Here is a 23,868-nt window from a genome sequence, read left to right on the forward strand (position 1 = left end):
TCATCTTGCGCGAGCCTCATGTTTGTCATACAAAGGAACCCTTCAAGCAGAAGGGCGAGGCTCGATTGTGACCACTCCGGCGCCGACGCGGCAGCGGCGGATTCTCCGCGTAGCGGCTTCGTCCAACCCCTCCGTCAACTGGACCGCCTGCAAGCTGCACTTGCAGGTTCGCTCCGGCCTTCGGCCTCCGCCGGCCGGTTACGTCGAACGTTGAGGCTGTAGAAAAACCCCTTCACCCCGCCCCCGCCAGATAATGCTTTTCGTATAATCAAGCATCGCCTTTGCGGAGTCTCGCGATGCCACGCTTCAAGACGCCCGACTACGGCCTGAAGATGATCCCGGTGGATTTTGCGGCGCAGGTCGTGCCCGGCTCCTTCGAGTTTGCGCTGTGTCATCTGGTCGATCACGAGCTGGATCTGTCCGCGCTTCGCGAGCGCTTTTGCAACGATGCCGGCGGCGCGCCTGCTTTCGATCCGGCGGTGCTCCTCAAGATCGTGTTGCTCGGCTATTCACGCGGCTTGAGCAGCTCGCGCACCATCGCCGCCGCCTGTGCTCACAACGTGTTGTTCATGGCTGTCTCCGGCGACAGCTGCCCGCACTTCACCACCATCGCCGCCTTCGTCTCCGAGCTCGGTGACGAGGTGACCAGGCTATTCACCCAGGTGCTGCTGGTGTGCGACCGCCAAGGCTTGATCGGTCGGGCGTTGTTTGCCGTCGATGGGGTGAAGCTGCCATCCAGCGCCTCCAAGGCCAGGAGCGGCACACAGGCAGACTTTCTGCGCGAGGCCACGAAGATGGAGGCAGCGGTCAAGCAGATGATGGCCTCGCATGCGGCCGGCGATGCGCAATCTCAACCCGAAGAAGCGCGCGTTCGGGCCGAGCGCACCCGTGAGCGCCTCACGCGCGAAGCGGCGCAGATCCGCGCCTGGCTGACCGAACACCCGGAAGATCGCAAGGGCGCCAGAGGTGCCGTGCCCCTGTCCAATCGCACCGACAACGAATCGGCCAAGATGGCCACCGGCAAGGGCGTCATTCAAGGCTACACGGGCGTGGTCAGCGTCGATGCCAAGGCGCAGATCGTGCTCGATGCCCAGGCCCATGGCACTGGCAGCGAACAGGCCCTGTTGCTGGGGACAGTCGATGCCACCGAACCGTATCGCAGCGAGCGTACCGCCCTGTGTGCCGATGCCGGATACCACTCGGAAGCGAACCTCAAGCAACTGGCCGAGTGTGGCATCGACGCTTGGATCTGCGACAACCACTATCGCAGTCGCGACCCGCGCTACGCGGGGCAGGCCAAACACAAGACCAAGCCGGACCCGCTGTGGGACAAGTCGGCCAAAGAGAACAAGACGCGCTGCTTCCGGCCGCAGGACTTCCAGCTTGCCGAAGACCACAGCCACTGCCTGTGCCCGGCGGGCAAGCGGCTGTATGCCAACGGCTCGAACTGCACCATCGGCGGACGCCACGCGATCAAGTTCTGCGGAGCCGAACGCGACTGCCTGCCGTGTGAGCTACGAAGCCAGTGCCTGAGGAAACCCGACACCACCAAGACCCGGCAGGTGGCTTTCTTCATGGGCAAGCGGGACGGCACCCAAAGCCACACCGAGCGCATGAAGGCGAGGATCGATTCGGACACCGGCAAACGCATGATCGCGGCGCGCTTCGCGACGGTCGAGCCGGTATTCGGCAATCTGAGGCACAACAAGCGGCTGAGCCGCTTCACGCTGCGCGGCAGACAGAAGGTCGATGCTCAGTGGAAGCTGTGGTGCATGATGCACAACATCGAGAAGCTGGCGCATCACGGGTATGCGGGATAGATTACGGGGGTGGTGCACCCCTCGGCACTTGGAACCCTGAGCGGATCGATGAATCAAGGCAGAAAGATGCCGAAGCGAATGGACTGAACGGATGATGGATTCCCCCGCACCGGCGAACGCCGGGAAGATCGACTCGGCCCGGAAACGGGTTTTTCTACAGCGTCGTTAGCCATCATGGATGCCGCGCGGCGGAAACTACTGAAGCAGCAAGGGAAGTTAGAAATTGAAAGACGGTCTGCGGAACGGAAAGCCCGATCTGCGGCCTTGCTCCCCGACATGATGGCTGCGCTTTCCCATAGCGGAAATCTGCCGGCCAATCCTGAGCGCTTACGGGGCGACGATCGGGAGCGGTTTGAGAAGGAGCTTTGGGTTCGTGAAAAGAAGCCAACAATCCGTGAAGAGCAGCTGAATTCTGCTTTTATTCCGTTGCCAGACACAAATGGCAAATGGAAGGGGCATCCGTTGAGCTACTTCATGTGTAAGCGGTGCAAGTCGGCGTTGCCGGCCATACCACCCTCCAGGCCGATATACGCATCGAGGTGTGCATGCGGAAATATGTCCTGGTTAAAGATATTCAACTTCGCAAGGCTCTTCGTTCGTGACCCAAAGAAGCTTCTCTCAATCGCGCTGTTTGCCAGAGCCAAAAATGATGGCTAACAAGTCGGTCAAGGCGCTCCCGTCGGTCGCTTGGACGCGCCGCACGCGGCGCGCCCCTTACCTCATTCGTTGAGGCTGTAGAAAAACTAGTTCCGGAAATTTTCGATGACGACTTTGAAGATTCGACCTCTCCGATCGCCCCGTACTGGGCGATCGGCAACCGCCAAAGGATCAAGCCCCCACAAAAATGGCTGCTTCGGCATGTTGCCGGGTATTCCTGCAGCCTCGTTGGGCATGACATGAGGCAGATTGCGCTTTCCGACAAGAAGTTGCGAGGTATCCCGCGCCGAATCCGTGCGTTGGAGAAGTGGGCTCAAGGTTTTTCAGGCTACGGCCGGCCTCAGTCTGAGGCGTTGGAGCGCTACTTCAATTGGAAGATTCCGGTTCATTCCGCGCTGGTGCAGGGGCGTCAAACAAATCTGGGCATTCAATCCCGCTGCGTCGCCGCGCTACTGAAAGCAGCGAGTTGCCTGACAGAGGCATCATCTACCGCTTCGAACGGCTATTACCGTGTGGCGTGCCTGATTACATGGCCTTGGTTGCATCAAAGCGAAGTGACGATCTTCTACGACAAGAGCTATTACGAAAGTTTTCTCGGAAAGACCAATGCTCTTGCTCCGAGGCGCATCTCCGAAAAGCTCTCATTGTCGGTGCCCGCACGTTTCTTGGAGCATGGGCACGACATAACACAACCGGAAGACACTTTCCCCGTTGAGTCGTGGTGTATTGGGGAGGAGGCGTAGTCATGCCCAACCCATCATTCCATCGGTCTTGCGTGTAAAGCCGCGCTGGCGGGGCCGGTTTGGCCATGGGGCGGCGCCCGATGGTCGATGAATGCCTGGCGCGCGGTGAGCTGGTCGCGCCCTTTGGCACCGATGGCATCCGCCTCAGCGCGTATTACCTCGTCTGGCCCGAGGGCCGGCCGGTGTCCGCCAGCGCCGGCGCGGTGTTGCGCTGGATGACATCGCAGGCGGATGCCGGTGTGCCGGGCGACTGAGGCCCGACAAGGGCCCGGCGGGGCTGAATGAAAAAGGCCGGCATGACGCCCTCCGGGGGGAGGGGCATGCCGGCCGATCGATGGCGGCGGTCCCGGACGGGTCACCGCGCGGATCAGATGTTGGAGTCCGGGAAGGATTCCTTGCGCCGGTTGATGTAGTCGAGCAGGGCCTCGTCGACGGCCGGGTCGATGGCGGGCGCCTCGTACTCGGCGAGCATTTTCTTCCAGCGGGTGTTGGCGCGTTGCGCCATGTCCTGCCGGCCTTCGAGGTCCCACTGCTCGAAGCTGTTGTTGTCGGCGATCGGCGAGCGGTAGAAGGCGTTCTCGAAGTTGGCCTGGGTGTGGGCGCAGCCGAGGAAGTGCTTGCCGGGGCCGACTTCGCGGATGGCGTCCATCGCTTGGCCGTTCTCGGACATGTCGACGCCGCCCATCATGATCTGCATCATGCCGGCCTGATCGGCGTCCATGACGAACTTCTCGTAGCCCATCGCCAGGCCGCCTTCGAGCCAGCCGGCGGTGTGGAGGGCGAAGTTCACGCCGGCCAGCGCCGTGGGCAGCAGGGTGTTGGCACTTTCGCTGGCGGCCTGGGCATCGGGCACCTTCGAGGCGGTCAGCGATCCGCCGGAGCGGAAGGGGACACCGAGGCGACGGGCCAGATTGGCCATCACATACAGCACCAGTGCCGGCTCGGGCGTGCCGAAGGTCGGCGCACCCGACTGCATCGACATCGAGCTGGCGAAGCTGCCGAACACCACCGGTGCGCCGGGGTTGACGAGTTGCACGAAGGCCATGCCGGCCATCGCTTCGGCGAGCGTTTGGGCCGCGGTGCCGGCCACCGTGACCGGCGACATGGCGCCGGCGAGGATGAAGGGGGTGACGACGCAGGCCTGGTTGTTGCGCGCGTAGACTTTGGCGGCGCCGAGCATGGTGTCGTCGAAGGTCATCGGCGAGTTGGCGTTGATCAGGTTGATCACCGCGGTGCGCGGCTTGCCGGTTTCCGGGTCGATCCACTGGTCGCCGAACAGGATCTTGGCCATCTCGACCGTGTCCTGGGCGCGCGAGGGATGCGTGACCGAGCCCATGAAGCACTTGTCGGAGTACTTCATGTGGCTGTAGACCATGTCGAAGTGGCGCTTGTTGACCGGCAGGTCCACCGGCTCGCAGATGGTGCCGCCGGAGTGGTGCATGCTGGGCGACAGGTAGGCCAGCTTGACGAAGTTGCGGAAGTCTTCGATGTTGCCGTAGCGGCGGCCATCATCCAGGTTGTGGATGAAGGGGCTGCCGTAGGCCGGCACGAAGACCGTGTTGGCCCCGCCGATGCGCACGCTGCGCTCGGGGTTGCGGGCCACTTGGGTGAATTCGCGCGGGGCGTTGTCCTGGATCAGCTTGCGGCACATGCCGCGCGGCATGCGCACGCGCTCGCCCTGCACGTCGGCGCCCGCATCGCGCCAGATCTGCAGCGCTTCGGCATCGTCGCGAAAATCGATGCCGATCTCCTCGAGGATGATGTCGGCGTTGTTTTCGATGATCGCGAGCCCCTCGTCGTCCAGGACTTCGTAGTAGGGGATCTTGCGACTGATGTAGGGCGCTTGCGTGCCTTGGCTGCGCGAGCGTGCCGCGCGGCGTTCTTCGCTGCCGCCGCGGCCGGCGCGCCGGCGACTCGGTGTGGTAGTCATGATCTCGCTCTCCTCGGTGTGTTCAGGGGTCGGTGTCGGCAGTATGTGGATTGGCCGCATGCGTTCGCATGACGCGGAGCGACACTGGGATAGCCAATCACGCCATGCCGGCGGGTAAATGAGATTTCGTCTGGTCGGTGATTCATCGCACCGCGCAGGCCTGTTCGGCGGCGCCCCCGATGCGTGCACACGGGGGGCCCGAGGCGACCGCGGTGAGCCGCATTTCGAAGAACACGTCGCCGTCGATGTCGTTGCTGACCTTGTTCTCGTCATGCTCGAACGCGACCTGCACGGAGGCGGCGCCGGCCGCCAGGGCGAGCTCGGTCGCCTCGGCGGCCGCCAATTCACGGGCATGTTCGATGGCGGTGTCGAGTTGGCGGAAATCCTTCGGGCCGCGCTGGGTAAACACCCGGAAGGTGCCGCGCACCGGTTGCGCGATGGTCAGGTGCACCCGCTGCGCCACCTCGCCGAGCACCGCGCCGACGGCATTGGCCACTTCGGCGAAGCGCGGCATGTAGAGGCCGACCCGCAAACCCTGGGCGACCTCCGGGTAGTAGCTGGCGGCCGGGCCGCCGACGGCCACCACCGGCGTGTCGGCGGCGAACGAAATCGAGAACACCGAGGGTTTCGTCGGGTCCCGGCGCTGTTCGAGGGTGATTTCGGTGAGCAGCCGCGAGAGCTTGTCGGCCTGAGCCGCGGCGAGCTGGTTCTGCTCGTGCAGGCCGGCCTCGATCAGCTTCTGGCTGATCCCCTCGATCACCAGATCGAAGACCTGGCGCGAGGGGCCTTCGGCGTCGCCTTCCGGCCAGGTGCCGAAACCGTACAAGTGGCGCATCTGGCGGGCCCAGATGCGTGCGCCCAGCATGGCGGCCGGGGTGCTCCAGTGGCTCGAGATGCCCAGCACATGCGCCGCGTCGGTCGGGGTGAAGCCGCTGTAGATGGCCATGCCCCTGCGTTCGAGTCGCGCCAGCGCCCGTGCCAGGCGGCGGTCCTCGACGACGGTGCGCTCGATGTCCACCGGCCCCTTGGCAAGCCGTTCCCAGGCCTGTCGCTCGTCGTCCGGCAGGCGCCCGAGCTGCGCCTCGTCGTGTTGCAGGCGCAGCGCGAAGCGCAGCTGGCTGCCGTTGGGTGAGGAGACGGCTTGCCGCTCCAGGGCCGGCAGCACTTCCGGGTGCTCGCTGGCCAGCAGGCTCAGCGGCACGACCCGGCGCGGGCCGATCGCGATGCCCAGGCCGCCGCTGAAACGTACCTCGCTGTCGCCGCCCAGCCCGATCGAGTAGATGCGGACCGCCTCGATCATCGGTTGCCAGCCGCCGATCAGCGCGCCGTCGAAGGAGAGTTCGGGGCGCCCGTTGCGGACCACGGCGATGTCGGTCGTCGTGCCGCCCATGTCGGCGACGATGGCGTCGCGCAGGCCGGACAGCGCACAGGCCCCGAGCACGCTTGCGGCAGGCCCGGAGAGCACGGTGCCGACCGGGCGCTGCATGGCGGAGCTGGCATTGACCAGGGAGCCGTCGCCCTTGACGATCATCAGCGGCGCGTGGATGCCACGCGCGGCGAGGATGGTCTCGACGGACTCGATGAGCTGTTGCACGTGGGCGATCATGCGTGCGTTGAGTGCGACCGTGGCCGCGCGCCGCGGCGCGCCGAGCGAGGAGGCCAGTTCGTGTCCGCAGGTTACCGGCTTGTGCGAGAGCTCGCGCACCAGTTCGCGCACCCGGATCTCGTGGCCGGGGTTGCGCACGCTGAAGGTGGCCGAGATGGCGAAGGCCGAGACCTTGTCGCGCCAGTTGAGGATCGCAGCCCGCACGGCCTGTTCGTCCAGCGCCGTGTCTTCCTGGCCGGCGGCGTCATGCCCGCCGGCGATAGTCACGATGGATTCCGGGCCGAGCAGTTCCGCGAGCCCGCTGTTGCGGACCTGCTGCTCGTCGTAGCCGATGAGCAGGGCGCATACCGGCGAGCCCTTGCCCTCGACCACCGAATTGGTGGTGAGCGTCGTCGACAGGGAGACCATCGCGACCTCGCCCAGGTGCTCCGGGGGCAGGCTGTCGATCGCGCGGGCGATGCCGACGGTGAGGTCATGCCGCGTCGTCAGTTGCTTCGCGACTGCAACGACCTCGCGCCGGTCGTCGACGAGCGCCGCGTCGGTGAAGGTGCCGCCGGTGTCGATACCGAGCATCAAGCTCATGCACCGCTCCTCGCCGGCGATCGCGCCGGGCTGTCGATCGAACGTGGCGCCGCGCGCATGCGCGAGCGCTGCCCGGGCATCGGTGGGGCGTCGTGACACCCGGTGCCGCGCTGCTTGCGGTCCGAACCTGGCCATGGAGCAATTGGGGTGTCGCCACTCACCGGGGTGCCTCCTCTGATGTCCGCGAATCGCTCGTCGGACGAGTCGTCTTCGACGCACGCTGGTGTTGCTCGTGCACAGCGAATTGTTCGCGCACTTGTCGGTGCGCGCATGTCTCCATGCGACTCACCATATTCAAAATTCGCCATGCCGTGCACGGCGCCGGATGCCGCTCCGTGCTTGCCTTTTGGCGGCTATGTCGCCGTTCGGGTGGCGATCCTGCTGCGAACGGATGTGAATGCTCCGCAAGCGGTGTTCGGTGGCCGGGGACTTGGGTGTCGATTGGATGGCGTCGGCAGGAAGGTTGGTGTCGCATTTGGACAAAGGCGCACCGCGCGGAGGGATAAATTAACCACAGCGTCTGCGGTGTCTTTGTGCCGGCCAGGCGCGTGCTGCCGTGGCGTTTCGATGGCGATGTCCTGAGCCTTTTTGCCCTCGGTGCCCGGATGGCTGGCGCGTCCTCTTGGTGAGCTCACCAGGGGCGCGCTTTCATAATTGAGCGTTCGATCTACGAGATCGGCCGCCGCGCGACGCCAGCGATGGTGTAAGGAGGAGTGATGGGCAAAGAAGAGCAGGCCCGGAGGGTGGTGTGCACCCGGGGGCTGGGTGGATCGAAGGGCCCCGTGAGGGTCGGTTTTCTGTTGCTGGACAATTTCACGCTGATCGCGCAGTCGGCGGCCATTGACCCCTTGCGCATGGCCAACCACTTGAGTGGCGAGCAGCACTATCAGTGGTTCACGCTCAGCGAGACCGGTGATCCGGTGCGCGCGAGCGACGGTCAGCGCATTTTGCCCGATGCCCCGATGGACAGCGCGCAGGACCTGGACATCGTGATCGTCTGCGGTGGCGTCGGACAGCAGCAGGCCGGCACCAAGGCGCATCTGCGCTTCTTGCAGGCGCAGGCGCGGCGCGGCGCCATGGTCGGCGGGGTGTGCACGGGCGCCTGGGTGTTGGCCCAGGCCGGCTTGCTCGACGGCTACCGCGCCAGCATCCACTGGGAGTGCATCGCCGGGCTGCAGGAGGCCTTTCCGAAGGTGCTGGTGACGAACCGCCTGTTCACAATCGAGGCTAACCGTCTGACCTCGTCGGGGGGGACCGCGCCACTGGACATGATGCTCAGGCTGATCGGCCAGCAGCACGGGCGCGAACTGGTGAGCGCCATCTCGGAGATGTTCGTGTATGAGCGCGTCCGTGGCGAGCAGGAGCAGCAGCGGATTCCCCTCAGGCATGTGCTGGGGACCTCGCAACCGCGCTTGCGCGAGATCGTCGAGCTGATGGAAGCCAATGTCGAGGAGCCGCTCGATCTCGCCGAGTTGTCGGTCGCCGCGCGCATTTCGCGGCGCCAGCTCGAACGCCTCTTCCTCAAGCATCTGGATTGTTCGCCCTCGCGCTATTACCTGACGATCCGCATGAACCGGGCGCGCCAGCTGCTGCGCCAGACCTCGATGACGATCATCGAGGTCGCCACGGCCTGCGGATTCGTGTCGACGCCGCATTTCTCGAAGTGCTATCGCGCCGCGTTCGGGGTGCCGCCGAGCAGCGAGCGAACCATCGAGCCCGCGGTGCGAGGCGTGCGCGGCCGGCGTGGCGTTTTCGTGGCCGAAGAGCGGCTCGAGACGGGGCTGCCGACCTCGACCGCGGAGTTGATGCTGATGGCCGCAAGGGGCGAGGCGACCTACGGCAGTGTCCGGGTTCGGCCTGAGGTCGCTGCGCCAATGTGCTGAGCGTTGACCGCCTTGTGGGCGCCGCGCGGACCCCGTCCGTCCGGCGCCCGGCGAGCCCCGTTCGGATGGCGCAATTTGGCTCGTCTCTGTCGTTTCCCGTGCGATAGGGCTCGCGTCCGTAACGTTATGCTTCTCTTCACTAATTCGGCGCTTGGTGAGGAGACGCGAGATGAATGCCAGGGAAGTTCACAACAGTGCCGTCGTCATTGACGGACTGATCATTGCGAAGTGGAACAGGGAGCTGTTCGAAGACATGCGCCGTGGCGGCCTGACCGCGGCCAACTGCACGGTGTCGGTGTGGGAAGACTTCCAGGCGACCGTCGACAACATCGCCATGGTCAACCGGCTGATGACCGAGAACGCCGACCTGGTGATTCCGGTGCGCACCACCGCCGATATCGCCGCCGCCAAGGCCGCCGGCAAGACCGGCATCATCCTGGGCTTCCAGAATGCGCATGCCTTCGAGGACAAGCTCGGCTATGTCGAGATCTTCAAGAAGCTGGGCGTGGGCATCGTGCAGATGTGCTACAACACCCAGAACCTCGTCGGCACCGGCTGTTACGAGCGTGACGGCGGCCTGTCCGGCTTCGGCCGCGAGGTGGTGGCCGAGATGAACCGCGTGGGCGTCATGTGCGATCTGTCGCACGTGGGCGCCAAGACCTCCGAGGAGGTCATCCTCGAATCGAAGAAGCCGGTGTGCTACTCGCACTGCCTGCCCTCGGGCCTCAAAGAGCATCCGCGCAACAAGTCCGACGCGGAACTCAAGTTCATCGCCGATCACGGCGGTTTTGTCGGCGTGACCATGTTCGCCCCCTTCCTCAAGAAGGGCATCGACTCGACCATCGACGACTACGCCGAGGCGATCGAGTACGTGATGAACCTCGTCGGCGAGGACGCGATCGGCATCGGTACCGACTTTACCCAGGGCCATGACCAGCAGTTCTTCGAGTGGCTGACCCATGACAAGGGCTACGCCCGCCGGCTCACCAACTTCGGCAAGATCGTCAATCCGCTCGGTATCCGTACCGTCGGTGAATTCCCCAATCTGACCGAGACGCTGCTCGGCCGCGGCATGCCCGAGCGCGTGGTGCGCAAGGTCATGGGCGAGAACTGGGTCCGCGTGCTGCGCGACGTCTGGGGCGAGTGAGCCCCTCCAAGCCCGGCAGACCCCAATACATCCAGGAGTTTCAGGAACATGAAGACCGCCCCCCAACTGCCCATCGAAGTCGATTCCGAGACCGGTGTGTGGACCACCGACGCGCTGCCCATGCTGTATGTGCCGCGTCACTTCTTCATCAACAACCACAAGGGCATCGAAGAGGAGATCGGCGCTGAACGCTATGCCGACATCCTCTACAAGGCCGGCTATAAATCCGCCTGGCACTGGTGCGAGAAGGAAGCCGCGCTGCACGGGCTGTCCGGCGAGGCGGTGTTCGAGCATTACATGAAGCGCCTGTCGCAGCGCGGCTGGGGGCTGTTCTCGATCGAGGCCATCGACCTGGAGGCCGGCACCTGCCGCGTGCGCCTGGATCACTCGGCCTTCGTCTATGAGTACGGCAAGGTCGGCCGCAAGATCGAATACATGTTCACCGGTTGGTTCGCCGGCGCGATGGACCAGATCCTCGCCGCCGCCGGTAGCCCCTTGCGCACCCTCGCCGAGCAGACCCAGAGCGCCGCCGAGGAAGGCTGCGACCACGGCGTGTTCGTCACCCGCCCGCGCTGAAGAAGCAGGAGTACAGGTAATGGCCCAGTTCGACGCCCTTTTTCAGCCGATCCAGATCGGTAAGCTGACCATCCGCAACCGCATCGTCAGCACCGCGCATGCCGAGGTCTATGCCACCGACGGCGGCATGACCACCGAGCGCTACATCAAGTATTACGAGGAAAAGGCCAAGGGCGGGCTCGGCCTCGCCATCTGCGGCGGCTCCTCGGTGGTCGCCATCGACAGCCCGCAGAGCTGGTGGAGTTCGGTGAACCTGTCGACCGACCGGATCATCCCGCACTTCCAGAACCTGGCCGATGCCATGCACAAGCACGGCGCCAAGATCATGATCCAGATCACCCACATGGGTCGGCGCTCGCGCTGGGACGGCGAGAACTGGCCGCACCTGGTCTCGCCCTCGGGCATCCGCGAGCCGGTGCACCGTGCCACCTGCAAGACCATCGAGCCCGAAGAGATCGAACGCATCATCGGCAACTACGCCCAGGCCGCCCGCCGCGCGAAGGAAGGTGGGCTGGACGGGGTGGAGCTGTCGGCCGTGCACCAGCACTTGATCGACCAGTTCTGGAGCCCGCGCGTGAACCACCGCACCGACGAGTGGGGCGGCTCCTTCGAGAACCGCATGCGTTTCGGCATGGAGGTGCTCAAGGCGGTTCGCGCCGAGGTCGGTCGCGACTTCGTGGTCGGCATGCGCATCTGCGGCGACGAGTTCCACCCCGATGGCCTCACCCACGAGGACATGAAGCAGATCGCCAAGTACTACAGCGACACCGGCCTGCTCGACTTCATCGGCGTGATCGGCTCGGGCTGTGACACGCACAACACGCTGGCCAACGTGATCCCCAACATGAGCTACCCGCCGGAGCCCTTCCTGCACCTGGCGGCCGGGATCAAGGAAGTGGTGTCGGTGCCGGTGATCCACGCGCAGAACATCAAGGATCCGAACCAGGCGCAGCGCATCCTCGAAGGCGGCTACGTGGATCTGGTCGGCATGACCCGCGCCCACATCGCCGACCCGCACTTCGTCAACAAGATCAAGCTCGGCCAGGTCGACCAGATCCGCCAGTGCGTCGGCGCCAACTACTGCATCGACCGCCAGTACCAGGGCCTGGACGTGCTGTGCATCCAGAACGCGGCCACTTCGCGCGAGCACCAGGGCCTGCCGCACATCATCGAAAAGTCGACCGGGCCGAAGCGCAAGGTGGTGGTGGTCGGCGGTGGGCCGGCCGGCATGGAGGCGGCGCGTGTTGCCGCCGAGCGCGGCCACGACGTGACCCTGTTCGAGAAGAACGACGCGCTGGGCGGGCAGATCTCGCTTGCCGCGCGCGCGCCGCAACGCGACCAGATGGCCGGTATCACGCGCTGGTATCAGCTCGAGCTGGCGCGCCTGAAGATCGACCTGCGCCTGGGCGTGGCGGCCGATGCGGCGACCATCATGGACCTGCGGCCTGACATCGTCGTGCTGGCGGTCGGCGGCCATCCCTTCATCGAGCAGAACCCGCACTGGGGCGCCGAAGAGGGGCTGGTGGTGAGCAGCTGGGACGTGCTCGCGGGCAAGGTTGCGCCGGGCAAGAACGTGCTGGTGTACGACACCATTTGCGAGTTCTCCGGCATGTCGGTGGCCGACTACCTCGCCGACAAAGGCGCCAAGGTCGAGATCGTCACCGACGACATCAAGCCCGGCGTGGCGATCGGCGGCACCACCTTCCCGACCTACTACCGCAGCCTCTACCCCAAGGAAGTGATCATGACCGGGGACCTGATGCTGGAGAAGGTCTATCGCGAAGGCGACAAGCTGGTGGCCTTGCTCGAGAACGAGTACACCGGCGCCAAGGAAGAGCGCGTGGTCGACCAGATCGTGATCGAGAACGGCGTACGGCCCGACGAGGCGCTGTACTACGAGCTCAAGCCCGGCGCCCGCAACAAGGGGCAGGTGAACATCGAGGAACTGTTCGCCATGCAGCCGCAGTCGAGTCTGGCGGAGGCGGGCGAGGGCTACCTGCTGTTCCGCATCGGCGACTGTGTCTCCCAGCACAACACCCATGGCGCGATTCTCGATGCGCTGAGGCTGTGCAAGGACTTTTGAGAGGCGACGGCCCCCACGCTTGCGCCTGTCGCCGCTGCGCTGCCCCCCGAGGGGGCGCTCGCCGCCTTGCGGCGGCCCGGCGGCGGCGAGGGTGGGGGCTTCGTGGCCCGGCTCTGATGTGCCACATACGGCGGAAGGCGCGCGACGCGCTTTTCCGCCCTACGCGATATGCGTTCCGTATCTGCCCTCGGATCGTAGGAGAGACCCATGCTTGACGTTGTGCTGCCCATCCTGATCTTCGCCGCGCTGGCGCTCGCCCTGGCCGGCGCGCTGCGGCGCATCGGGCTGTGGCGCCAGGGCCGCGCCGCGCCGGTGCAGCTCTTGGCCGGGCTCGCGGCCATGCCGCGCCGCTACCTCGTCGACCTGCACCACGTGGTGGCGCGCGACAAGGTCTTCGCCAACACCCACGTGGCCACCGGCGGCGGCTTCGTGCTCGCCGCGTTGCTCTTGATCGCGGTGCACGGCTTCGGACTCGAGAGCCGGGTGCTCGCCTGGGCACTGCTCGCGGCCACCGCGGTGATGTTCGTCGGTGCGCTGCGGGTTGCCGCGCGGCGCAAGGATCCTCCCGCGCGGCTTTCGCGCGGGCCGTGGATGCGCCTGCCCAAGAGCCTGTTCGCCTTCTCGGTGAGTGTGTTCCTGGTGACGCTGCCCGCCGCCGGCGTGCTGCCGGCCGGCTTCGGCGGCTGGGCGCTCGCCGCCGTGCTGGCCCTCGTGGTGGCCTGGGGCCTGGGCGAGATGTTCTTCGGCATGACCTGGGGCGGGCCGATGAAGCACGCCTTTGCCGGCGCGCTGCACCTGGCCTTCCACCGCCGGCCCGAACGCTTCGGCGGCGGTCGCTCGACCGGTCTGAAACCGCTCGATCTCAACGATGCATCAGCACCGCTGGGCGTTGGCAAACCAGTGGATTTCACCTGGAACCAGCTGCTCGGCTTCGATGCCTGCGTGCAGTGCGGCCGCTGCGAGGCGATGTGCCCGGCCTTCGCCGCCGGTCAGCCGCTCAACCCGAAGAAGCTGATCCAGGACATGGTGGTCGGCCTGGCCGGCGGCACCGACGCGGCCTATGCCGGCTCGCCCTATCCCGGCATGCCGGTCGGCGAACATGGCGGCGATGTGCACAGCCCGATCGTGCTGCGAGAGGGCCGCGCGCTGGTCGATGCGGACACCTTGTGGTCGTGCACCACCTGCCGCGCCTGCGTCGAGGAATGCCCGATGATGATCGAGCATGTGGACGCCATCGTCGACATGCGCCGCCACCTCACCATGGAGCACGGCAACACCCCCAACAAGGGGGGCGAGGTGCTCGAAAACCTCGCCGCCACCGACAACCCGGGCGGCTTCGATCCGGCCTCGCGCATGAACTGGGCTGCCGATCTGGACCTGCCGCTGATCAGCGCGCGCGGCTCGGCCGAGGTGCTGCTGTGGCTGGGCGACGGTGCCTTCGATATGCGCAACCAGCGCACCCTGCGCGCCCTGGTCAAGGTGCTGCGCGCGGCGAAGGTGGACTTTGCAGTGCTCGGCAACGACGAGCTCGATTCGGGCGACGTGGCCCGCCGCCTCGGCGACGAAGCCACCTTCCAGTCGCTGGCCGCACGCAACATCGCCACGCTCGCGCAATACCGCTTCGAGCACATCGTGACCTGCGACCCGCACAGCTTCCACGTGCTCAAGAACGAATACCCCGCGCTCGGCGGCCACTACGACGTGAGCCATCACAGCACCTATATTTCACAACTGATGGCGGCGGGGCGTCTCGCGCTCGGCCAGTGGTCGGGCGGCAAGGTGACCTACCACGACCCGTGCTATCTCGGCCGCTACAACGGCGAGTACGAGGCCCCGCGCAATGCGCTCAAGGGCATCGGCATCAAGGTGGTGGAGATGGAGCGTTCTGGTTTCCGCTCGCGCTGCTGTGGCGGTGGCGGCGGCGCGCCGATCACCGACATCCCCGGCAAGCAGCGCATCCCCGACATGCGCATGGCGGAGATCAACGCCACCGGGGCGGACATCGTCGCCGTCGGCTGTCCGCAATGCACGGCGATGCTCGAAGGCGTCGTGGGTGAGCGTGCCGAGGTGCTGGACATCGCCGAGCTGGTCGCGGCGCAGCTCGCGGCGGCACCGGCGCAGCGTGTGAAAGAGGAGGTGACGGCATGAGACACCCTCAGTCGAGCCTTTACGGGCTGTGTAGCCCGGATGCAGGCCGCAGGCCGGAATCCGGGAATGGCAGCGAAACAGGTACGGCCGACCCCGGATTCCGTTTCACGCCATCCGGGCTACGCGCTCACACGGAGGAGCTGGCATGAACGACATCGTCAGACGCGATCCGCGCAGCGAGTGGATCGCCCGCAACCGCCTGCATCCCGAGCATGACGCGGTGCTTGCCCGGATGGGCGGCGGGGCGCCGGCGGCGCAGTGGATGGGGCCCAACGGCGTGATCCGGCGCGATCCGCACGCGGTCGGCTTCATCGGCCCGAACGGCATCCGCCGCATCGACCGCAGTGGCGCCCAGAGCGCCGGCGCGGGCGGGGCGGCGAGGCGTGAGGCGGCCGCGGCCCCGGCACGCCGGCGGGTCGACATCGATACCCCGGCCTTCTTCATCGCGGTGGTGGCGGACATGCCCGGTGGTCGCCTGTCGGCACATGATCGCGACCTGCTCGGGCTGGCGCGCCAACTCGCCGACGCCGAGACGGATGGCGCGGTGCTGCTGGTCAGCTTCGGCGATCCGCGCGAGACGGGGCTCGGCGAGGCCGGCGTCGACCGGGTGCTCAATTTCGCCGGCGAGCAGTTCGAGGGCTATGCGCCGGAGCTGCGCCTGACCGCGCTGGGCGGGGTCGAGCGGCAGCATGCGCCGCGCCACTGGCTGTTCCCCGATTCGCCGCTGGGCGGCGCGGAGCTGGGCAGGCGCTTTGCGGCGCGCCTCGGCGAACGGCCGGCGACGCAGGTGTGGCAGATCGCCGATGGGCGGTGCACGGGCCGCGGCGCAGCCGGCGCCAGCGACATCACGCGCGAGTTGCCGCGCATCGTGCTGGCCCTGCCCGAATGCGCCGAGCCGGTGGCCGACACCGTCCATGCGGCCGAGGCTATCGCGCCGCCCGCGGCCCTGCCGCAGGCACTGCGCCGTGTCGAGGACCTCGGCGCGGTGGCGGTCGACCCGGCCGGCGTGGCCCTGGCCGAGGCGGAGTTCATTCTCTCGGCGGGCAACGGCATCCACGATTGGGACGGCTTTCATCAGGCGGCCCGCGTGCTGGGCGCCACCGAAGGGGCCTCGCGGGTGGCAGTGGACAACGGCTTCATGCCGCGTCACCGGCAGGTCGGCGCGACCGGCACCTGGGTGACGGCGCGGGTGTACCTGTCGGCCGGCATCTCGGGGGCGGTCCAGCACCTGCAGGGCATCCAGCAATGCGACAAGGTGGTGGCGATCAACACCGACGCGGGCTGCGACATGGTCAAGCGCGCCGATCTGGCGGTGATCGCCGATACCGGCGAGGTGCTCGCCGCGCTGGTGGAACTGGTTGAAGGCGGTCGGAAGGAGCAACGCAATGCGGCGTGAGGACATCAAACAGGTGCAAGGCCTGAAGGTCGCGGCGCTGGTGTCGGTGGGCCGCCATCCGGTGACGGGGCGGCCGCGGCGCGCCGATTTCGATGCGCGGGCGGTCGAGATGGGTTTGTCGCTGGTGGCGCCCGAAAACATGAGCCTGCTGCACGCGGGCGAGTGCTCGCCCGAGCGCGAAAGCGCGCTGCGCGGCTATCTGGGCATGGGCATCGGCGCCCTCGATGTGCTGGACCAGCCGCCCGAGGCGGACATCGTGCCGGCCCTCGAAGCGCGGCTGCGGGAGATGGGCGCGCGGCTCGTCTTGTGCGGGGCGCGGGGCGAGATGGGTGAGGCCTCCGGCCTGGTGCCCTTCCTGCTGGCCGAGCGCCTGGGCTGGTCGCTGGTGAGCGGCCTGGCGCAGATCGAATCGGTCGATGGCGACTCCATGACCGTGCTGCAGGCGCTGCCGCGCGGGCAGCGGCGGCGGTTGAAGGTGCGCCTGCCGGCCGTGGTCACCGTGGATGCGGCCGCGCAGGCCGCGCGCCAGAGCGCCTACGGGCCGGCACGGCGCGGCGAGCTGCGGCGGATCGAGGGTGAGGTCACGCCCGATGCCGCGGCCCGCGACTGGAACACGGCACCGGCGAAGAAGCGGCCCAAGCGCCTCAAGATCGTCAAGGCCGCCTCGGCGCGCGACCGCTTCAAGGCGGCCGCGGCCAAGGCCGAGGGCGGCGGCGGTCAGGTGCTCACCGGGCTTTCGCCGCAAGCCGGCGCCGAGGCCATCCTCAAGTTGCTGCGCGAGGAGGGGGTGTTGCGATGATGTTCGCCGATCTCGTGGACGTGGAAGACTTTCGCCAGCGCCTGCGCGAACTGGGCGTCGAGCTGCCGGCCGATGGGACTCCCGAGCGCTGGGCGGCGATCGTGCGCGCGGCGCAACCGGTCGATGGGCTGCCCGAGGCGATCGGCGCGCTGTGCGCCGAGGGCGTCACGCTGCAACCCGAGGTGCGCCGGATCGTCGAACTGATCCTGATGCCCTGACATGGGCCGCGCCATCCACGCGCCATCCATAGTCCACACTGAACGCCAGGAGCGTGCCGTGTCCCGCAAAACCGTGGCACAACTGAAGCAATCCATGGGCATGGCCCAGGGCGATGGCGAGCTCAAGGCCGCGACAGTGGCGTTGTTGCGCCACAGCCTCCGTCTCGGGCACCGGAAGTTGTCACTGCAACGCCTCGAGCAGGCGGTGAACTGTGGCGCCGAGCTGACCGACGAGGACTTCCACCGATGTGCGGATCTCGCACTGCGGGTCAACGATCCGCGGGTTCATGCGCGCCTGGCCCGGCTGAGCCGACAACTGGCGACCGCCGACGATGCCGGCACGCGAGCGATGGCGACGCGGACCAAGCCCGCCAACTCGTAAGGCAAGGGCCTCTGCACATGCTCGAACATGGAGGACGGCTGCGCGCCGCCGCGGCCCGTTACCGGATCCCACTGGCCGACTGGCTCGATCTGTCGACCGGGGTGAGCCCGCACGGCTGGCCGGTGCCGACCCTCGCGCCCGAGGTGTGGCAACGCTTGCCGGAGGACGACGACGGGCTCGACGCGGCCATGGCCGCCTACTATCGCAGCCCCCAGGGGATGGCCGTGGCGGGCTCGCAGGCAGCCATCCAGGCCTTGCCGGGCCTGTTTCCCCGCGCCTCGATCGGGTGCCTTGCCCCTTTATACAACGAGCACCCGCACGCTTGGCGTGCGGCCGGGCACGAGGTCCATCTGCTGAAGGACGATGGTATCGAGGAGGCGCTGGCCCGAGGCCTCAGGCATCTGCTGGTCTGCAATCCCAATAATCCGACCGGGCGCCGCCACGATGCACGCACCCTGCTCGCGGCGGCAGCGCGGCTCAACGCCGGCGGTGGCGTGCTGATTGTCGATGAGGCCTTCATCGATGCCACGCCGGACAACAGTCTCGTGCCCTTGGCCGGGTCCGACGCCGCACCCAATCTCATCGTGTTGCGTTCGCTCGGAAAATTCTTCGGTCTGGCCGGTGTCCGGGTCGGCTTCGTCTTTGCCGCGTCGCCGCTGCTCGAACGCTTGCGCGCGGGGTTCGGACCGTGGGCCATCTCGGGGCCGTCGCGCGAAGTTGCCCGGCTCGCGTTGCTGGATCGGGACTGGCAGCGGCAAATGCGCGAGCGTCTGCCCGCGGCCGGCCAGCGACTCGCGACGCTGGTCGCCCCGCTGGGCGAGGTCGGCGCCACGGCGCTTTTCGCGACCGTCCGCTCACCGCACGCCAGCGCGCTGCATGAAACGCTCGCGCGGGGCGGGATCCTCACGCGGCTTTTCGACCAGGAGGCGATGATCCGCTTCGGCCTGCCTGACACCGAACCGGCCTGGGCACGCCTGGAGGCGGCGCTGACTGAGGCCATGTCCTCGCCCGAGATGCATCCCGCCTGACACCCCGAGGGCGCTGTCGACCGGAAGGCGCCGCCGCTCGCGATCTCGCCCGCTCGCGCCGGATCGCGCTTCGACTGTTTCATCTCTCCCGACCGTTCCGTTTGTCGCGCCAATGCCGCTGCCTATGCGGCATTGGCGCATGCGCACGGCAGATCGAAGCAAAGGTGTCGGGCCCGCGCGACAGACGGGATGACCGACGTCGCAATTGGCCAAGTGCACGTCATGTGCGGCAAATCACCCGGTCTGCCTCGCGCGAACAATGAGCCCCATCGATTGACCGGCCCACTACCCGAGGAGCACGCCATGACCTTGTCACGCCGGGCGCGCAGCACCTACGAGAATCGCCCCGAACCGGACCTGCCAGAGGACGCGGACGGCCCCGCTGCGCTCGAGGCGAGCATCGGGCGCCAGAAGTATGCCGAGTTCGTCTATCGGGCCGGCTACAGGTCGGCCCGCTACCGGTGCGAGAAGGCCGCGAAGCGGCACGGGCTCACCGGTGTGGCCTTGTTCAAGCATTGCCTCGAACGCCTGTCTCGAAGCGGCTGGGGCCGCTTCGAGCTGGTCGAGACCGATTTTGCGCGCGGGCACGCCGATATCCGCCTCACCCCCTCGACCTTTGTCCTCGCCCAGGCGCAAAGCTGCGCCGCGACCAAGGTCTGCTACCTGTTGTCGGGGTGGCTCGACGGGGTCATGAGGGGGGTGGGTGAGCCCCAGCAGGGCGTCGACGGCGCGCCGCTCAAGACGCTGTGCTGCGAGACCCAGTGCGCCGCCGACGGGCACAGCCACTGCGTTTTTGCGGTGCGGCCTGGGCCGTCGGTCGCCCAGGCGCCGCGAACGGAATGAATCGCCGTGCCTTGTGATGACCACCTCGATTCGCGGCACCGCCGCGATGTCGGAATTGAAGCGACTCGCGTCGCCAAAGTGCAAGTGATGTGCGCCTACGTCGGCGAGCATCGTTCCATAGACCTCAACTAGGGCAGACGAAACAAAATGAAGGTTTCCAACTCGTTGCGAGAACTCATCGCAGCACGCCGAACCGGTTTCAACCTTGATGCGCCGTTCTACACGGCCGACGAGGTTTATGATCTCGACATGGAAGCGATCTTCGGCCGGCACTGGATCTATGTCGGCGTCGAGCCGGATATCGCCGAGCCGGGTGACTATTTCACCGTCAAGCTCGGCCGGGCGTCCATCGTCGTCCTGCGTGACGACGACATGGCCATCCGCGCCTTCCACAACGTGTGTCGTCACCGTGGGGCCCAGCTGTGCAACGAGCTCTCGGGCAGCGTCGGCAATCTGGTGTGCCCCTATCACCACTGGACCTACGACCTGACCGGCCAGCTCATCCATAACCAGCACATGGGTGAAAACTTCGAATGCGGCAAGCACGGCCTGAAGACGGTGCACGTGGGCAATCTGGCCGGCCTGATCTTCATCTGCCTGGCCGACGAGCCGCCGACGGACTTCGAACAGATGCGCGAGACGATGGAGCCCTACATCGGGCCTCACCGCATCGCCGACTGCAAGGTGGTGGCGCAGGACGACTATGTCGAAGCGGGCAACTGGAAGCTCACGCTGGAGAACAACCGCGAGTGCTACCACTGCGTGGGCAATCACCCGGAGCTTACCCAGTCGCTCTACGAATTCGGTTTCGGCTACCAGCCCTCGTCCAGCAACGCCGAGGCGGTGCAGGAGTTCCGCGATCTGATCGAGCGCGAGCATGCGCGCTGGGAGGCGGCGGGCCTCAAGTCGGCCGAAATCGAGCGGCTCGACAGCTGCGTCACGGGTTTCCGCACCCTGCGCCTGCCGCTGGACAGGGACGGCGAGTCGCAGACCATGGATGCGAAGGTGGCTTGCCAGAAGCTGCTCGGCGACCTCACCGACCGTCGCCTGGGCGGCCTGTCGTTCTGGATTCAGCCGAACTCCTGGCACCACTTCATGAGCGATCACATCGTCACCTTCAGCGTGCAGCCGATCGACGCCGGACACACGCTGGTGCGCACCAAGTGGCTGGTGCACAAGGATGCGATGGAAGGGCGCGACTACGACCTGAAGCGGCTCACCGAGGTGTGGCTCGCCACCAACCGCCAGGACGGCGCATTGGTGGAGATGTCGCAGCGTGGCGTCGCCAGCCCGGCCTTCGAGCCCGGCCCGTATTCGCCCTACACCGAGGCCCTGGTGGAAAAGTTCACCAACTGGTACGTCGAGCGGCTGCGCGCCGCGATTGCCTGAGGTTTTAACCGAGACATGGATATGATCGCCCCCGATACTCTCGCCCCGGAAGTCCTGCGTATCCTGCCACCCCTGTGGCTGGCCGACGAGGACGATGTGCTGGTGTGCTGCCAGCGGCGCCAGGAGACCGACGATGTCGTCAGTTTCCTGTTCCGCCCGCGAAATCCGGCCTTGTTCCGATTCACTGCCGGTCAGTTCCTGACGCTGGAGCTGGAGATCGGCGGCGAGACCATCAATCGCTGCTACACCATCTCCTCATCGCCCACCCGGCCGGACCGCCTGTCGATCACGGTCAAGCGCACGCCCGGCGGCATCGTCTCGAACTGGCTGCATGACAACCTGCAGCCGGGCATGAGCCTGCGCGCGCTGGGGCCGGCCGGCGAGTTCTGCGCAGGCAACCATCCGGCGCCCAAGTACCTGTTCCTCTCCGGCGGCTCGGGCATCACGCCGCTGATGTCGATGGCGCGCAGCGCGCACGACCTGGCCGAGCCCTGCGACATCGTTTTCGTGCATAGCGCCCGCACGCCGCGCGACATCATCTTCCGCGGCGAGTTGGCCCTCATGACGGCGAACCTGTCCGGCTTCCGTACCGCCTTCGTGTGCGAACGCACGGACGGTGAACCCGCCTGGGCGGCGCCTACCGGTTACCTGAACCTGCCGCTGCTCGAGCTGATCGCGCCGGACTTCGCCCAGCGCGAGGTGTTCTGCTGCGGCCCGGCGCCCTACATGGCCGCGGTGCGTGCCGTGCTGGCGGCGGGCGGTTTCGACATGGCGCGCTATCACGAAGAGAGCTTCACCTTCGCCGACATGGCGGAGGACTCGGTAGTGCCGGCCGACGCCGATGCGCCGGCCGTGGGCGAGGGCCATGCGGTGGAATTCGCCAAGAGCGGCATCACCGTCCACTGCGCGCCCGGCCAGAGCGTGCTGGAAGCGGCCCGCGCCGCCGGCCTGCGTCTGCCCTCGTCATGCACCAAGGGCGTCTGCGGCACATGCAAATCGCAACTCGTGTCGGGGCAAGTGGACATGAAGCACGGTGGCGGCATCCGCCAGCGCGAGATCGACAAGGGCATGTTCCTGCCTTGCTGCTCCACACCATTGACCGACCTGGTGCTCGACCGATAGCGCAGCGCGTCCCAGAAGACGCCCCTCCCCAAGAATCGACGATGCGTCTTCGGTACGCAGGGGCGTCTTTGCCCCTCGGAAAAACGGGAGCCTACAGATTTCACAACAAGGGCCGCCAAGGGGCGGTCCAAAAAAAGGGAGCTTCATGATGACTGTTCCATCGAAGTATCGCCGCACCAAGTCTGTTCTGGCCGTCAGCCTCGCACTCGCCTTCCCGGCTGGTGCAATGGCGCAAAGTGCCACCGAATTGAACGCCCGTATCAATGAACTCGAGCAGGAGCTCGCGCGCACTCGTGCGCAGCTCGAGGCTTCGAAGGCCGGCGAGGCCGGCGCCAAGAAGGAGCTGGAGGCGGCCAAGGCGAACAGTGCCCCGGCCGGCATTGCCTTCGACAACTTCCTGGGTGGCAAGCTCAAGGTTGGCGGCGCTATCCGTGCGAACTACGCGGTCGGTGACTATGGCGATTACCAAGGCAAGCCAACACGCGCCGAACGCGATGGGGGCAATTTCACGCTCGACACCTATCGAATCAATCTCGATTACGCCAACGACAACGGTGTCATCGGCAAGCTCGAGTACCGCTTCTACAACGGCTACCATTTCCTCCACACTGGTTGGCTGGGCTACAACTTCGACGATGGCGGCCAGATCCAGGTCGGCGTCAACCGCGTACCCTTTGGCCCGGGCGCCTACGGCGTCTCGCAAAGTTGGTTCTTCGACCAGCACTACTACGTGGGCTTGGCCGACGACATGGATCTGGGTGTGAAATACACCAAGTCGCTGGGCAACTTGACCATCGATGCCGCGTATTACTTGTCGGATGAGGGGACCGGTCACGGCGGCAGCGTTGACAGCGCCCGTTACTCCTACGACGTGGTCAATGAGAGTCGTAATGGTTACGAGGAGGAAAACCAGGTCAACCTTCGCGCCATCTACCACTTCAAGGACTGGGCAGTGAAGACCGACCTGGGCGCGTCGCTGATGTACGGCAAGCTCAACAGCCAGGGCCCACAGGATGACGGCGATCGCTGGGCGGCCTCGGCGCACATGGTCAACAAGTGGAATAACTTCACCCTGGCCACCCAACTGACGCGCTATTCGTTCAACGTCGACAAAAACCAGCCATTGGGAACCGACAAAGTGGTTAGGTTTGGTGCTTTCGACTTCACCACCGACGTGGCCGCCAAGGCCTGGATCCCGGCGGTCTCACTGAGCTACTACAAGGAGACGCCGAGTATCCCGTGGCTGGACTACGTGATCCCGTATATCGAGTACAGCAGCATCGTCAAGGATGAAGACAGCTTCAAGAACAGCGATCTGATGACCCTGGGTGCGGCCTGGGGCCACGGCGGCTGGTACATCTACACCGAATGGGCTCGTTCGAACGGCAATGACTTCGTCGGCAACGAAACGAGCTTCGCTGACCGTCTCGCGGCGAATTCCAAGCGCGATTGGCAAAACCGCTTCAACATCAACCTGGGCTACTACTTCTGATCGGATAGCGGGCAGGCCGGTCGG

General features: G+C 66.2%; 20 protein-coding genes. 18 read left to right on the forward strand and 2 right to left on the reverse strand.

Going from position 1 to position 23,868, the window contains the following annotated elements:
• The first annotated feature begins 296 nt into the window (after positions 1-296).
• The 4 genes from I8J34_RS11990 (at position 297) to I8J34_RS12005 (ending at position 3,474) form a co-directional block, all read left to right on the forward strand.
• On the forward strand, positions 297-1,820 hold the full coding sequence (locus tag I8J34_RS11990; RefSeq protein ID WP_214361649.1) for a transposase: 1,524 nt from the start codon (positions 297-299) through the stop codon (positions 1,818-1,820).
• Positions 1,821-1,994: 174 nt separating this feature from the next.
• Complete coding sequence (locus I8J34_RS11995; protein WP_214361650.1) at positions 1,995-2,477, forward strand: hypothetical protein; 483 nt, start codon at positions 1,995-1,997, stop codon at positions 2,475-2,477.
• 239 nt (positions 2,478-2,716) lie between these two features.
• Positions 2,717-3,220, forward strand: a complete 504-nt coding sequence (locus tag I8J34_RS12000) for a DUF3916 domain-containing protein (protein ID WP_214361651.1) — start codon at positions 2,717-2,719, stop codon at positions 3,218-3,220.
• A gap of 59 nt (positions 3,221-3,279) precedes the next feature.
• Positions 3,280-3,474: a type 2 periplasmic-binding domain-containing protein gene (locus I8J34_RS12005; RefSeq protein WP_255553126.1), complete on the forward strand. Its 195-nt coding sequence runs from the start codon at positions 3,280-3,282 to the stop codon at positions 3,472-3,474.
• Positions 3,475-3,587: 113 nt separating this feature from the next.
• On the opposite strand, the gene I8J34_RS12010 is transcribed toward I8J34_RS12005, so the two are convergent.
• Positions 3,588-5,150: a trimethylamine methyltransferase family protein gene (locus tag I8J34_RS12010; RefSeq protein ID WP_214361653.1), complete on the reverse strand. Its 1,563-nt coding sequence runs from the start codon at positions 5,148-5,150 to the stop codon at positions 3,588-3,590.
• 142 nt (positions 5,151-5,292) lie between these two features.
• Complete coding sequence (locus I8J34_RS12015) at positions 5,293-7,338, reverse strand: hydantoinase/oxoprolinase N-terminal domain-containing protein (RefSeq protein ID WP_214361654.1); 2,046 nt, start codon at positions 7,336-7,338, stop codon at positions 5,293-5,295.
• Positions 7,339-8,054: 716 nt separating this feature from the next.
• On the opposite strand from I8J34_RS12015, the gene gbdR reads away from it, so the two are divergent.
• The 14 genes from gbdR to I8J34_RS12085 all read left to right on the forward strand — a co-directional run bounded on the left by gbdR (position 8,055) and on the right by I8J34_RS12085 (position 23,844).
• On the forward strand, positions 8,055-9,221 hold the full coding sequence (gbdR, locus tag I8J34_RS12020; RefSeq protein ID WP_214361655.1) for a choline metabolism transcriptional regulator GbdR: 1,167 nt from the start codon (positions 8,055-8,057) through the stop codon (positions 9,219-9,221).
• Between the two features lie 169 nt (positions 9,222-9,390).
• Positions 9,391-10,368: a dipeptidase gene (locus I8J34_RS12025; protein ID WP_214361656.1), complete on the forward strand. Its 978-nt coding sequence runs from the start codon at positions 9,391-9,393 to the stop codon at positions 10,366-10,368.
• Positions 10,369-10,416: 48 nt separating this feature from the next.
• Positions 10,417-10,944: a 4-vinyl reductase gene (locus I8J34_RS12030; RefSeq protein WP_214361657.1), complete on the forward strand. Its 528-nt coding sequence runs from the start codon at positions 10,417-10,419 to the stop codon at positions 10,942-10,944.
• Positions 10,945-10,963: 19 nt separating this feature from the next.
• Positions 10,964-13,027 carry a dimethylglycine demethylation protein DgcA gene (gene dgcA, locus I8J34_RS12035; RefSeq protein ID WP_214361658.1) on the forward strand — a complete coding sequence of 688 codons (2,064 nt, stop codon included), beginning with the start codon at positions 10,964-10,966 and terminating at the stop codon, positions 13,025-13,027.
• A 207-nt stretch (positions 13,028-13,234) separates the two neighbouring features.
• Complete coding sequence (locus tag I8J34_RS12040; protein WP_214361659.1) at positions 13,235-15,175, forward strand: (Fe-S)-binding protein; 1,941 nt, start codon at positions 13,235-13,237, stop codon at positions 15,173-15,175.
• Between the two features lie 145 nt (positions 15,176-15,320).
• Positions 15,321-16,571, forward strand: coding sequence for an electron transfer flavoprotein subunit alpha (gene etfA / locus I8J34_RS12045; RefSeq protein WP_214361660.1), 1,251 nt, complete (start codon positions 15,321-15,323; stop codon positions 16,569-16,571).
• Positions 16,561-17,370 (forward strand): electron transfer flavoprotein subunit beta, encoded by an 810-nt coding sequence (gene etfB / locus I8J34_RS12050; protein WP_214361661.1) that lies wholly within the window; start codon positions 16,561-16,563, stop codon positions 17,368-17,370. The genes etfA and etfB overlap by 11 nt, the downstream gene beginning before the upstream one ends.
• Positions 17,367-17,588, forward strand: coding sequence for a hypothetical protein (locus I8J34_RS12055; protein ID WP_214361662.1), 222 nt, complete (start codon positions 17,367-17,369; stop codon positions 17,586-17,588). Before etfB ends, I8J34_RS12055 begins: the two co-directional genes overlap by 4 nt.
• 58 nt (positions 17,589-17,646) lie before the next feature.
• Positions 17,647-17,970, forward strand: coding sequence for a hypothetical protein (locus I8J34_RS12060; RefSeq protein WP_214361663.1), 324 nt, complete (start codon positions 17,647-17,649; stop codon positions 17,968-17,970).
• 17 nt (positions 17,971-17,987) lie between these two features.
• The gene (gene cobD, locus I8J34_RS12065; protein WP_214361664.1) at positions 17,988-18,998 is read left to right on the forward strand and encodes a threonine-phosphate decarboxylase CobD; all 1,011 of its coding nucleotides are present in this window, start codon (positions 17,988-17,990) and stop codon (positions 18,996-18,998) included.
• 303 nt (positions 18,999-19,301) lie between these two features.
• Entirely contained in the window at positions 19,302-19,841 is a 540-nt protein-coding gene (locus I8J34_RS12070; RefSeq protein WP_214361665.1) for a DUF5943 domain-containing protein, read from the forward strand.
• Positions 19,842-19,988: 147 nt separating this feature from the next.
• Positions 19,989-21,230 (forward strand): aromatic ring-hydroxylating oxygenase subunit alpha, encoded by a 1,242-nt coding sequence (locus I8J34_RS12075; protein ID WP_214361666.1) that lies wholly within the window; start codon positions 19,989-19,991, stop codon positions 21,228-21,230.
• 15 nt (positions 21,231-21,245) lie between these two features.
• Positions 21,246-22,352 (forward strand): FAD-binding oxidoreductase, encoded by a 1,107-nt coding sequence (locus tag I8J34_RS12080; protein ID WP_230411809.1) that lies wholly within the window; start codon positions 21,246-21,248, stop codon positions 22,350-22,352.
• A gap of 145 nt (positions 22,353-22,497) precedes the next feature.
• Positions 22,498-23,844, forward strand: coding sequence for a putative porin (locus tag I8J34_RS12085; protein ID WP_214361667.1), 1,347 nt, complete (start codon positions 22,498-22,500; stop codon positions 23,842-23,844).
• Positions 23,845-23,868 lie beyond the last annotated feature (24 nt).

The organism is Denitromonas iodatirespirans, from assembly GCF_018524365.1.
Lineage (GTDB): Bacteria > Pseudomonadota > Gammaproteobacteria > Burkholderiales > Rhodocyclaceae > Nitrogeniibacter > Nitrogeniibacter iodatirespirans.

Bases quoted from the DNA above. Each gene is read 5' to 3' on its own strand.
- I8J34_RS12075 (WP_214361666.1), top strand. From the start codon at position 19,989: ATGAAGGTTTCCAACTCGTTGCGAGAACTCATCGCAGCACGCCGAACC.
- I8J34_RS12080 (WP_230411809.1), top strand. From the start codon at position 21,246: ATGGATATGATCGCCCCCGATACTCTCGCCCCGGAAGTCCTGCGTATC.
- I8J34_RS11990 (WP_214361649.1), top strand. From the start codon at position 297: ATGCCACGCTTCAAGACGCCCGACTACGGCCTGAAGATGATCCCGGTG.
- I8J34_RS12025 (WP_214361656.1), top strand. From the start codon at position 9,391: ATGAATGCCAGGGAAGTTCACAACAGTGCCGTCGTCATTGACGGACTG.
- I8J34_RS12040 (WP_214361659.1), top strand. From the start codon at position 13,235: ATGCTTGACGTTGTGCTGCCCATCCTGATCTTCGCCGCGCTGGCGCTC.
- etfB (WP_214361661.1), top strand. From the start codon at position 16,561: ATGCGGCGTGAGGACATCAAACAGGTGCAAGGCCTGAAGGTCGCGGCG.
- I8J34_RS12000 (WP_214361651.1), top strand. From the start codon at position 2,717: ATGAGGCAGATTGCGCTTTCCGACAAGAAGTTGCGAGGTATCCCGCGC.
- etfA (WP_214361660.1), top strand. From the start codon at position 15,321: ATGAACGACATCGTCAGACGCGATCCGCGCAGCGAGTGGATCGCCCGC.
- I8J34_RS12030 (WP_214361657.1), top strand. From the start codon at position 10,417: ATGAAGACCGCCCCCCAACTGCCCATCGAAGTCGATTCCGAGACCGGT.
- I8J34_RS12015 (WP_214361654.1), bottom strand. From the start codon at position 7,338: ATGAGCTTGATGCTCGGTATCGACACCGGCGGCACCTTCACCGACGCG.
- cobD (WP_214361664.1), top strand. From the start codon at position 17,988: ATGCTCGAACATGGAGGACGGCTGCGCGCCGCCGCGGCCCGTTACCGG.
- gbdR (WP_214361655.1), top strand. From the start codon at position 8,055: ATGGGCAAAGAAGAGCAGGCCCGGAGGGTGGTGTGCACCCGGGGGCTG.
- I8J34_RS12085 (WP_214361667.1), top strand. From the start codon at position 22,498: ATGATGACTGTTCCATCGAAGTATCGCCGCACCAAGTCTGTTCTGGCC.
- I8J34_RS12010 (WP_214361653.1), bottom strand. From the start codon at position 5,150: ATGACTACCACACCGAGTCGCCGGCGCGCCGGCCGCGGCGGCAGCGAA.
- I8J34_RS12070 (WP_214361665.1), top strand. From the start codon at position 19,302: ATGACCTTGTCACGCCGGGCGCGCAGCACCTACGAGAATCGCCCCGAA.
- I8J34_RS11995 (WP_214361650.1), top strand. From the start codon at position 1,995: ATGGATGCCGCGCGGCGGAAACTACTGAAGCAGCAAGGGAAGTTAGAA.
- dgcA (WP_214361658.1), top strand. From the start codon at position 10,964: ATGGCCCAGTTCGACGCCCTTTTTCAGCCGATCCAGATCGGTAAGCTG.
- I8J34_RS12055 (WP_214361662.1), top strand. From the start codon at position 17,367: ATGATGTTCGCCGATCTCGTGGACGTGGAAGACTTTCGCCAGCGCCTG.